At 70.4% G+C, this 11,175-nt stretch carries 9 protein-coding genes; 4 read left to right on the plus strand and 5 right to left on the minus strand.

Annotated features, from left to right (window positions below; all coding sequences use genetic code 11):
- Positions 1 to 561, plus strand: a 561-nt coding sequence (locus AOK17_RS21780) for a class E sortase (RefSeq protein WP_055614204.1), incomplete at its 5' end; no start/stop codon positions are given.
- A gap of 72 nt (positions 562 to 633) precedes the next feature.
- Here the strand turns inward: AOK17_RS21780 and metG are convergent.
- Both metG and AOK17_RS21790 read right to left on the minus strand, forming a co-directional pair.
- Positions 634 to 2,367, minus strand: a complete 1,734-nt coding sequence (gene metG, locus AOK17_RS21785; protein ID WP_055614205.1) for a methionine--tRNA ligase — start codon at positions 2,365 to 2,367, stop codon at positions 634 to 636.
- Positions 2,368 to 2,556: 189 nt separating this feature from the next.
- Complete coding sequence (locus AOK17_RS21790) at positions 2,557 to 4,338, minus strand: VWA domain-containing protein (protein WP_055614206.1); 1,782 nt, start codon at positions 4,336 to 4,338, stop codon at positions 2,557 to 2,559.
- Between the two features lie 246 nt (positions 4,339 to 4,584).
- Between AOK17_RS21790 and AOK17_RS21795 the strand changes: the two genes are divergently transcribed.
- Positions 4,585 to 6,657, plus strand: coding sequence for a PhoX family protein (locus AOK17_RS21795; RefSeq protein ID WP_055614207.1), 2,073 nt, complete (start codon positions 4,585 to 4,587; stop codon positions 6,655 to 6,657).
- Positions 6,658 to 6,778: 121 nt separating this feature from the next.
- On the opposite strand, the gene AOK17_RS21800 is transcribed toward AOK17_RS21795, so the two are convergent.
- Positions 6,779 to 7,702, minus strand: coding sequence for a LysR family transcriptional regulator (locus AOK17_RS21800; RefSeq protein WP_055614208.1), 924 nt, complete (start codon positions 7,700 to 7,702; stop codon positions 6,779 to 6,781).
- A 227-nt stretch (positions 7,703 to 7,929) separates the two neighbouring features.
- On the opposite strand from AOK17_RS21800, the gene snpA reads away from it, so the two are divergent.
- A complete protein-coding gene (gene snpA / locus AOK17_RS21805; protein WP_055614209.1) occupies positions 7,930 to 8,598 on the plus strand; it encodes a snapalysin in 669 nt (222 codons plus the stop codon).
- A 141-nt stretch (positions 8,599 to 8,739) separates the two neighbouring features.
- Here the strand turns inward: snpA and AOK17_RS21810 are convergent, their stop codons facing one another.
- Both AOK17_RS21810 and AOK17_RS21815 read right to left on the minus strand, forming a co-directional pair.
- On the minus strand, positions 8,740 to 9,768 hold the full coding sequence (locus AOK17_RS21810; protein WP_107102467.1) for an endonuclease/exonuclease/phosphatase family protein: 1,029 nt from the start codon (positions 9,766 to 9,768) through the stop codon (positions 8,740 to 8,742).
- Positions 9,769 to 9,934: 166 nt separating this feature from the next.
- On the minus strand, positions 9,935 to 10,711 hold the full coding sequence (locus tag AOK17_RS21815; protein ID WP_055614210.1) for an alpha/beta fold hydrolase: 777 nt from the start codon (positions 10,709 to 10,711) through the stop codon (positions 9,935 to 9,937).
- Between the two features lie 77 nt (positions 10,712 to 10,788).
- Between AOK17_RS21815 and AOK17_RS21820 the strand changes: the two genes are divergently transcribed.
- Positions 10,789 to 11,175: GntR family transcriptional regulator (locus AOK17_RS21820; protein WP_157881373.1), on the plus strand; the 387-nt coding region annotated here is incomplete at its 3' end.

Here is an 11,175-nt window from a genome sequence, read left to right on the forward strand (position 1 = left end):
GCCCCCGCCACCCCGTCCTCCGCGAGCCCGGCACCTCCGACGAAGAGCGACACCCGGACCAAGACCGCCCGACTCGCCATCCCGGCGATCGGGCTCAAGGACCTGCGCGTCGTCCCGTACGAGGGGACGACCGACGACTGGCCGGGCACCCGGATCCAGAACGGCGGCGTCGGAGCCAGCCCGTACGGGAGCGAGGGCGGGGTCGGGCCCGGCGAGGTCGGCAACTACCTCGTCACGGCCCACCGGCTCTCCGCCGGCGGCCCGCTGCGCGACCTCCCGTCCCTGGTCAAGGGCGACTCGGTCGTCGTCACCTTTGGCGGCACGGTGTACGAGTACGAGATCACCGGCACCAGGGAGACCTCCTTCCGCTCCGAGCGCTCGCTCGCCGAACAGCGCGCGGCGGTACCGGGCCTCCCGGGCCGGAGCCCCACCCAGGCCATGATCACCATCTCGACGTGCGCGACACCCGAGGACAACGCGGCCGGGAACTTCTGGCGCGACGACCGCGGCAACCCCGAACACCGCATCGACAAGATCGGCGTACTGACGTCGACGACATAGACGACATAGGAGGCGGGGGAGGGACGTCGTACGACGTCCCTCCCCCGCCTCCCGGTGCGTAAGTGCCCGCGGTTACTCCGGTGCGCCGCCGAAGCGCTCCTTGTACGTCTCCAGGTCCTCGTCCGTGATCTTGGCGAAGAGGACCGGGGGGACCGTGAAGGGCGTGCCCGCGGGGAGGAAGGCCAGGGACTTCGCCTCGGCCGCCGTCACCCACGTCGCCGTGTCGTCGGGCAGGGCGAACGCCGAGCGCATCGCCTTGGAGGAGGCCGGGATGAAGGGCTCGGAGATGACCGAGTAGAGGTGGATGAGGTTCATCGCGACGCGGAGGGTGAGGGCCGCGCCGTCCGGGTTGGTCTTGATCTCCAGCCAGGGGGCCTTCTCCTCCAGGTAGGAGTTGCCGGCCGACCACAGGGCGCGCAGGGCCGCCGCGGCCTTGCGGAACTGGAGGGCCTCCATCTGGGTCTCGTACTCCGAGAGCAGGGCCGCGATCTCCTCGCCCAGCTTCGTCTCCGGCGCGCCCGCCTCCGCGCCCGCCGGGACCTCCTCGCCGAAGCGCTTCTTGGAGAAGGAGAGGACCCGGTTGACGAAGTTGCCGAGGGTGTCCGCCAGGTCCTTGTTGACCGTGGACGTGAAGTGCTCCCACGTGAAGGACGAGTCGTCCGACTCCGGGGCGTTGGCGATCAGGAAGTAGCGCCAGTAGTCCGCGGGGAGGATCTCCAGGGCGTGGTCGGTGAAGACACCGCGCTTCTGGGACGTGGAGAACTTTCCGCCGTAGTACGTCAGCCAGTTGAAGGCCTTGACGTAGTCGACCTTCTTCCACGGCTCGCGGACGCCCAGCTCCGTGGCGGGGAACATCACCGTGTGGAACGGGACGTTGTCCTTCGCCATGAACTCCGTGTAGCGGACCGGGTTCTCGCCCGTGTCCGCCTCGTACCACCAGGACTTCCAGTCGCGGTTCTCCGGGTCCTTGTCCGACCACTCCTTCGTCGCGCCGATGTACTCGATCGGGGCGTCGAACCAGACGTAGAAGACCTTGCCCTCGGCGGCCAGCTCCGGCCAGGTGTCCGCCGGGACCGGGACGCCCCAGTCGAGGTCACGGGTGATCGCGCGGTCGTGCAGACCCTCGGTCAGCCACTTGCGGGCGATGGAGGAGGCCAGCTGCGGCCACTCCGGAGCCTTTTCGGAGGTCCGCGCCACCCACTCCTCGACCTCGTGCTGGAGCTTCGACTGGAGGAGGAAGAGGTGCTTCGTCTCCCGGACCTCCAGCTCCGTCGAACCGGAGATCGCCGAGCGGGGGTTGATCAGGTCGGTCGGGTCCAGGACGCGCGTGCAGTTCTCGCACTGGTCGCCGCGGGCCTTGTCGTAGCCGCAGTGGGGGCAGGTGCCCTCCACGTAACGGTCAGGGAGGAAGCGGCCGTCCACCGGGGAGTACACCTGGCGGATCGCGCGCTCCTCGATGAAGCCGTTCTCGTTCAGGCGGCGGGCGAAGTGCTGGGTGATCTCGCGGTTCTGCGGGCTGGAGCTGCGGCCGAAGTAGTCGAAGGCCAGCTCGAAGCCGTCGTAGACCGCCTTCTGGGCGTCATGGGCCTGGGCGCAGAACTCGTCGACCGGGAGGCCCCGCTCCTTCGCCGCCAGTTCGGCCGGGGTGCCGTGCTCGTCCGTCGCGCAGATGTAGAGGACGTCGTGGCCGCGCTGGCGGAGGTACCTGGCGTACACGTCCGCCGGGAGCATGGACCCCACCATGTTGCCCAGGTGCTTGATCCCGTTGATGTACGGAAGGGCGCTGGTGATGAGGTGTCGAGCCATTGCGGGCTGCTCCCGGGTCGTTACGTGGGGTGACGGTTCGGTGGGTGATGCTTCGATCGTCGACCGTCTTACGAACCTTGAAATCGTAGCCGACATGGGTGGGCCGCCCGCTCCCCCTTTTAAGGGATGGAAGGCGGGCGGCCCGGGGGTGCTGCTGGGTGTTCCTGGGTTCCTGTGGGGCTCGTGGTTCTACGGGCGCCAGTTCGCCAGTACGCCCTCGTAGACCTCCGTGTCCGTGAGCTCGCGCGGGGTCGGGCCCGCGTGGAAGAAGGCGGTGTTGTCCGTCTTGAGCTTGCGGAGGTAGTCGAAGGCCTTGTTGTCCTGCTCGCCGAACGCGACGAACGAGAAGAAGACGCCGGGGTGGTTCTTCGCCGCGTCCGTGAGGGACTGGGTCGCGGGGGTCTTGGCGTCCGGGGCGCCGTCCGTCTGGAAGATCACGAGGGCCGGGGCCGAGGGGGCGTCCGACTTCTCGTGGTGGGTGAGGACTTCCTGCACGGCGGCGTGGTAGCTCGTACGTCCCATGCGGCCGAGGCCCGCGTGGAGTTCGTCGATCTTGTTCTCGTGGTCGGCGAGGGCGAGTTCGCCGGTGCCGTCCAGCTCGGTGGAGAAGAAGACGACGTGGACCGTGGCGGTGGGGTCCAGGTGGGCGGCCAGGGCAAGGGTCTGCTCGCCGAGGGCCTGCGCGGAACCGTCCTTGTAGTACGGGCGCATGCTCGCGGAGCGGTCCAGGACGAGGTAGACCTTGGCACGGGTGCCGGTGAGGTTGTGCTTTTCGAGGGTGGCGGTGGCGGCGTCGTAGGCGGTGAGCAGGCCGGGGGCGTGGTCCTTGACCTGAGCGAGGGTGGTGGCGGGGGCCGTCCCCTCGGACTCGGCCTCACCTTCGTCCGCGCCCGTTTCCCCACCCGCACCGCTCGTGACGCTTTCGCCGTCGGCGACCGCGGGCTCGTCCGCCTGCGCGGTGACGGGCTCGGCCTCGGGGGCGACCTCGGCAACCACGAGCTCGGGTTCGGGCTCGACGACCGGCTCGGGCTCCGGGGTCACGTCGGCGACAACGGGCTCGGGCTGGGGCTCGGCTTCGACGACGGGCTCAGCCTCGGCGACCGGCTCGGCTTCGGCGACCGGCTCGGCTTCGGCGACCGGCTCAGCCTTGATGACGGGCTCGGCTTCGGCGACGGGCTCGGCCTCGACCTTTGTCTCCGGCTCGGCCTCGGCCTCGACCACGGGTTCGGCCTTGACCTCCGCTTCCGTCTCCGCTTCTGCTTCCGCCTCTACGACGGGCTCGGGCTTCACCTCGGCCTCGGGCTCGACAATCGGCTCGGGTTCGACGACGGGCTCGGCCTCGGCCTTGGCGCCCACGACGGGCTCGGCCTCGACGACGGGTTCGGCCTTGGCCTCGACCACCGGCTCGGCCTCGGCTGCCAGTACAGGCTCGGCCTCGACTGCCGGCTCAGCCTCGGCTGCCACCACCGGCTCGGCCTTCGTCTCCGGCTCGGGCTTGGTCTCGACGACCGGCTCGGCCTCTGCCGCCGGTTCGGTCTCGACGACCGGCTCGGCCTTGGCCACAGGCTCGGCGACGGGCTCGGCCCCAGTCGTCGGCTCTGCCACCGGCTCCGCCTCAACCACAGGCTCTGCCGCCGGGCCGGCCTCAGCAACCGGCTTGGCCTTGGCCTTGGCCTTTTCGGACGACTCGGCCTTCGTTTCCTGCTCAGCCGTCGGAGACGCCTGCTTCGGGACCGTCACATTGTCGAAGGCCGCCGAAACCAGTTCGTCCACCACTGATGCCTTGGGCTCGGTGGCCGGGGCCGGCACGGTGGCCTCCGGCTCGGCCGCCGCCGCAGGCACCGGCTCGGGAGCCGTCTCCTGTCGGGCCGCCGGCACGCTCGGCTCGGCGGCAGGGGTGGCGGCAGCAGCGGCAGCGTCCCCCTTGCGTGACTTTCCGAACGCATTCCGCAGGCGGGTGAGAATGCCCATGTGCGCAACCCTTCGCATGAGTTGGTTCCGTCAATCCCTGGCCAGGACGGACACGTAAGGTTAGCCGCAGGATTTGGAGATCTTGGGCAGGGTCGATTATGGCCTCCAAGTTAGGTTCCCCTTACCTTCCCTTTGCCTCGACTCCCCTGCGGACGCCGGGGGTTCACCGCCCGTTCACCTCTTGGCTGCGCCCCCGCACGGGCGTGCCCATAGCGTCACGCCGGACACAGACATAGGGGAGGGAACGTGCGCAACCTGCTGCCGTTGATCGGCTCGACCGGCTCACACCCGGGCGGCCGGTCCGAGATGACCTGTCGGTACCGCTGTGGTGACGCCTGCTTTCACCCGGCGCCCAACACCAGCGCCAACGAATACGTCGGCGACGTCATCGCCGGAGCGATCGGCCGCCGTTCCATGATGCGCGCGGCAGCCGCCGTGACCGTCACCGTCGCCGCCGGGGGCGCGGTCGTCGGCGCGGGCGCGACCCCGGCCGCCGCCCAGGCACCCGAGGGCACGCCCGCCGCCTTCACCGGCGGCAAGGCCGCCCGCGGCCTGCGCTTCACGCCCGTCGCGCCGAACACCGCCGACGCCGTGACCGTCCCCGAGGGCTACGGCCAGAACGTGGTCATCCGTTGGGGCGAGCCCATCCTGCGCGGCGCCCCGGCCTTCGACCCGGACAAGCAGACCGCCAAGGCGCAGGCGGGCCAGTTCGGCTACAACTGCGACTTCCTCGCCCTGCTCCCGCTGCCGGGCGAGCGCGGCCGTCAGCTGCTCGTGGCGAACCACGAGTACACGGACGAAATCCTGATGTTCAAGGGATACGACCCCGCCAACCCCACCCGCGAGCAGGCCGAGATCGCCTGGGCCGCCCACGGTCTGGGCGTCGTCGTGGTCGAGGAGGACCGGAAGAGCGGCAGGCTCACCGCCGTGCCCCGCCACCACCTCAACCGCCGCGTCACCGCGACCACCGAGTTCCGGGTCACCGGCCCGGCGGCCGGCTCCAGCCTCCTCAAGACCTCCGCCGACCCGACCGGCAAGAAGGTCCTCGGCACGCTCAACAACTGCGCCGGCGGCGAGACCCCCTGGGGCACGACGCTGCACGGCGAGGAGAACTTCAACCAGTACTTCGCCAACGCGAGCCGTCCCACGGACGCGCGCTACGGCATCGGCACCGGCGCCACCGAGCGCAAGTGGGAGCGTTTCGACAAGCGCTTCGACGTCGCCCAGGAGCCGAACGAGGTGCACCGCTTCGGCTACATCGTCGAGCTGGACCCGTACGACCCCACCTCGACGCCCCGCAAGCGCACCGCGCTCGGCCGGTTCAAGCACGAGGGCGCGACCATCCGTCTCACGGACGACGGCCGCCCGGTCGCCTACTCCGGTGACGACGAGCGCTTCGACTACATGTACAAGTTCGTCGGCAGCAAGCGGATGCGCCACGGCAACAGCCGCTCCGCCCGCGAGCACAACCTGACCCTCCTCGACGAGGGCACCCTGTACGTCGCCAAGCTCACCGGCGACTCCCCGGCGACCGAGATCGACGGCACGGGCAAGCTCCCGGCGGACGGCGAGTTCGACGGCAGCGGTACGTGGATCCCGCTGGCCACCGCCACCGCCAAGGGCGCCGTCTCGCACGTCGAGGGCATGACCGCCGAGGAGGTGTACGTCTTCACGCGCCTCGCCGGTGACAAGGTGGGCGCCACGAAGATGGACCGCCCGGAGGACATCCAGCCCTCGCCGCACTCCGGCAAGGTCTACGTCGCTCTCACCAACAACACCAACCGCGGTGTCGGCTCCAACGCCAAGGCGGACGAGGCCAACCCGCGCAACGCCAACAAGCACGGGCACGTCCTGGAGCTCACCGAGCGCCGCAACCGCGCCGACGCCCTGACGTTCGCCTGGTCGCTGTTCCTCGTCGCGGGCGACCCGAAGGACCCGGCCACGTACTTCGCGGGCTACCCGAAGGACAAGGTCAGCCAGATCTCCTGCCCGGACAACGTGGCCTTCGACCCGCACGGCAACCTGTGGATCTCCACCGACGGCGCCCAGCTCGGCTCCCACGACGGCCTGTTCGGCGTGGCGACGAAGGGCGACCGCCGCGGTGAGCTGAAGCAGTTCCTCACCGTGCCGAAGGGCGCCGAGACCTGCGGCCCCATCGTCCAGGACCGCCGCGTCCTCGTCGCGGTCCAGCACCCGGGCGAGATCACCGGCGCGACCGTCGAGAACCCGGCGAGCATCTGGCCCGACGGCCCCGGCAAGATCGTCCGCCCGTCGGTGGTAGCGGTCTGGCGCAAGGACGGCTGCGACATCGGCGTCTGATACGAGGGATGACAGGGGGTGCCTTCTTCGGAAGAGGGCACCCCCTGGCCCTTTGCTTTTAGGGGCGCGGGGAACTGCGCACCAAGCCCCGACCGACCCGCACCCGACACACGACCCGCACCTACACACCCACCCGATCCAGCCACTCCCGATACCCCGGCGCCTCCCGGGCAACCTCCGAGTACGCCTCCCACAGCCCGGGAAAAACAGAGTCCAACTCCCCCTCCGTACGCGCCGCGAGCATCAGCCGCACACCCAGCGGATCCCCCTGGATCCGCCGAACGGCCATCGCCGGCCCGGGCTGACACGTCGGCTGGCACACCGTGACGACCTCACCGGTCGAGACGAGTGACGCGGCCGTGTGGTAATCCCCGTGCAGCACACGGGGATTGAGCCCCGCGGCCCGCAGCATCCGATGCACCGCGTCCCACTCGCCGTCCACCGTGGGATCGATCATCCAGCGGTCCTCGGCCAGGTCGGAGAGCTGGACCTCGGTATGCGCGGCGGCCGGATGGTCGGCGGGCAGCGAGACGAACTGCGGCTCGCGTTCGACCAGGACGCGCAGGGCCAGCCCCTCCGGCACCCGCAGCGGACAGCCCTCCACCTCGTGCACGTAGGCGACGTCGAGGCGGCCGTCGGCGAGCATGCGCAGCAGCGCGTTCGGGGAGACGTCCATCTGGAGGACCGGCTCCCGCTGCCGCGCGCGCAGCCGGCGCAGCCAGCCCGCGAGGGCGCGGCTCGCGGTGGACCCGATCCGGAGCTGGGGGCCGTCGTCGTCCGTCGCGGCGGCCCGCGCCTCCGCGACCAGGGCGCGCATTTCGGCCACCAGCGGGCGGGCGCGGCCCAGGACGATACGGCCGAGCGGGGTCGGCCGGCAGCCGGTGCGTTCGCGGAGGAAGAGCGGGCCGCCGAGCTCCTGCTCGATGCGCTTGAGCTGGGTGCTCAACGAGGGCTGGGCCACGCCGAGTTGCCGGGCCGCCCGGTGCAGGCTGCCGGTGTCGGCGATGGCGCACAGTGCGCGGAGGTGCCTCACCTCGAGCTCCATGCGGTGAGCCTAGGACGGTCACACGAGCCGCACCAGACGCACAAACCACAACCGAAGGGGGCGAGTTGGGTTGGATGCGGATCGGTAAATGATCAGTACTCGACCGTTGGTGATCGTTTCTGACCGGGGGATAGCTGAGTCCTATCTCCGATTGCCATCATCACAGCTGTCCCACAGACACAGACACTCACCGATGACGACTTCACCCCCCACTCAAGGAGTCATCGATGCGACTGTCCACCCGTCTGTCCACACCCGTTCTCTCGGCCGCGGTCGGGCTCGGCCTCACGGCCGCCGTGCTCGGGGCCGTACCGGCCTCCGCGGCGCCCGCGCCCGTCGCCCCGGCCGCCCCCTTCGCGGGCTACAACGGTTCCGGCGAGGAGACCAAGGCCAACAAGGCGTTCTTCGACGCGGTGCTGAAGTCCGTGGCCGAGAAGCGCGCCGCGAACCCGAAGGCCGCCGCCGTCACCGTCGTCTACAACGCCTCTTCCGCGCCCTCCTTCAGTGCCGAGATAGCCCGCAGCACCCAGATCTGGAACAGCTCCGTCTCGAACGTGAAGCTCCAGTCCGGCTCCAACGCCGACTTCACGTACCGCGAGGGCAACGACTCCCGCGGTTCGTACGCCTCCACGGACGGGCACGGCAGCGGCTACATCTTCCTCGACTACGCGCAGAACGAGCAGTACGACTCCACGCGCGTGACCGCCCACGAGACCGGGCACGTGCTCGGGCTCCCCGACCACTACACCGGGCCCTGCAGCGAGCTGATGTCCGGCGGCGGCCCCGGCACGTCCTGCACGAACGCGAACCCGAACGCGGCCGAGCGGGCCCGCGTCGACCAGCTGTGGGTCAACGGTCTCGCGAAGGCACTGGCGAAGGTGAACCAGGACCGGTAGGTCCCCCTGGATGTACCACCCACCCCCCACTGACGTGGGCCGTCCCTCCTGCACAGGGGCGGCCCGCGTCGCCTTTTCAGCCCTGCCCTGCTATGCCCTGTCTTGCCTTGACTTGCCCTGCCTGTTTGTCCGCCCCTGCCGCTATGGGCTCTTGAAGAGGGTCAGGTCCACGACGAGCGTCCGGTGGTCCGTGTTCCCGAGGTCCAGGAAGCGGGCCCTGTTCGCCGCGAAGTCCCGGGACACGAGGACGTGGTCGATCTGGGCGCCCAGGGGCGGGGCCGTTCTGGCCGGCCAGCTCGGTGTGCGGGCGTCGCCGGTGAGGCGGGCGGCGTCCGCGAACCCGGCGTCCAGGATGCGGCGGAAGGCCGCGTGGTCCTGGGAGGCGTTGAAGTCGCCCGCGAGCACGGTCGGCCGGGTGCGGTTCGTGGCCGCGTAGTCGCGGAGGTCGGACAGTTCCTCGCGCCAGGTGGACAGCTCTGTCGGCAGCGGGGGCATGGGATGGGCCAGCTGGAGCCGGATCTCGTGGCCGTTCACATCGGCCGTGGCACCGGGCATGCCCATGGTCGCGGGAATGCCCGCGGCGGGCTTGAGGGGATGGCGGCTGAGGATCACCGAACCGTCGGAGCCCGCGCCCTCGACCGCCTGCCGATAGGGGTAGGAGCCCTTGTCCCCTTTGCTGTTGCCCTTTCCGAAGGCCTGCTCCAGCTTCTCCTCGCACCCGTACTCGCATTCCTGGACGAAGACGAGGTCGGGTCGCTGCTCCCTGATCGCGTCGATCAGTTCGTCCGTGGCCTGGCCGAACTCGACGTTCGAGGTGAGTACGCGGAGTTCGGCGACCGGGGCGCCCTTGGGCTGCGACGTCTTTCCGTACGGCTCGATGTACCAGGCGAGCGCGGCGAGCACGGCCAGGCTCCAGACCAGGCCGAGGCGCCAGCGGGTGAAGGCTGCGAAGAGGAGGGCGACGGTGGTGGGGGCGAGGAGCCAGGGCAGGAACGCGAGCAACTGGGGTACGGGGGTGATGCCGTCGGTGTCCGCGACGCGGCACCCGACGACTGTGCTCACGCCGGCGAGCAGGAGTGCGGCGAACCAGGTGCCGGCCCGGCCTCCGCCGTGGCGGGACACCGGGGCGTCGTCCGTCCACTCGTCCGCCTCAGCCGTTGCGCCGCGCAAATTCGCCCCCTTCCGGTTGCTGGATCCTCCCTCAAAGACGGGGTATGTGGGGGGACGGTTGAGGACTGTCGACGGGTGCGGGTCCGCTTGTGCCGGTCGCGCAGTTCCCCGTGCCCCTGAAAGAACGGGGCTGCGCCCCTGTTCTCTCGGCCCCCCTTTCCCGCACTCAAAGACGACGCAGAAGCGCGGCCAGAGCCGCGTTGAACTGCTCCGGCTGTTCCAGGTTCGGCATGTGGGCGGCGCGCGGGACGACCTGGAGCGTGGAGCCCGGGATCGCCGTGTGCATGGCCCGCGCGTCCGCCACGGGCGTGTACTCGTCGTCCTCGCCGACCACCACCAGCGTCGGAACGGTGACGCGGGTCAGCAGTTCGCGATAGTCGGGGCGCTCCGCCCGCCCCCGCAGGGCGGCAGCCGCGCCCTCGGGGGACGTGGAGGTCATCATGCGGTGCACATGGGCCGCCACGTCCGGGTGGGCGTACGGGGCCACCATCCTGTGCAGGACCTCGTCGGCGTACGGCCGCATGCCCTCGCGGAGCAGACGGTCGGCCATGTCGTTGCGGGACTTCCGGCCGGCCGGGGTCTCGGCCGCCGGGAAGGTGTCCGCCAGGACCAGCGCCCGGACGCGCTCGGGGAACTGCCGGTAGCACTCCATGACGATCTGGCCGCCCATGGAAAGACCGGCCAGCGCGAACTCGCGTACGCCCAGGTCGTCGAGGAGGGCCGCGATGTCCTCGGCGAACGTGGCGAGCGGGGTCAGCCCGGGAACCACCGGGGACCTGCCGTAACCGCGCAGGTCAGGGGCGATCACCCGGCGGTCCGGGGAGAAGGCGGCCACCTGCGGGGCCCACATGGTGCGGTCGAAGGGGTGGCCGTGGATCAGGACGAGGGGCACGGAGGTTGAGGCATGCGCGCCTTTGTCCTCGTACAGGAGGAAGGGAGCCATGTTCAGGACCTTAGATTCCGGGAACTCCTCGGTGCAATAAGATCTTTGCCCTCGGTGCAATCCAGGAAGGGGTGGGCGTGGAGGACTACCGGCGGATCGCCGACCGGCTGGCCGAGGAGATCCTCACGGGGCGGCTGAAGGCCGGTGAACGGCTGCCGCCGCAGCGGGTGTTCGCGAAGCGGCGGCGCATCGCGGGGTCCACCGCCGGGCGCGTGTACGGGGAGTTGGTGCGGCGGGGCCTGGTCGTCGGGGAGGTCGGGCGCGGCACCTTCGTACGGGCGGCGCCGGTGCCGTCGGGGCGGGCCCTCGCCGAGCCGGCGACCGCGGCGGTCGTCAACCTGGAGCTCAACTACCCGTCCGTGGAAGGGCAGTCGGAGCTGCTGGCCGGCGGACTCGTGCCGCTGCTGCGGGCCGATGTGCTGGGCGAGGTGACGCGTACCGTCGCCGCCACCGGGACCGCCGCC

Origin of the sequence: Streptomyces phaeochromogenes, from assembly GCF_001418655.1 — a bacterium.
GTDB lineage: Bacteria > Actinomycetota > Actinomycetes > Streptomycetales > Streptomycetaceae > Streptomyces > Streptomyces phaeochromogenes.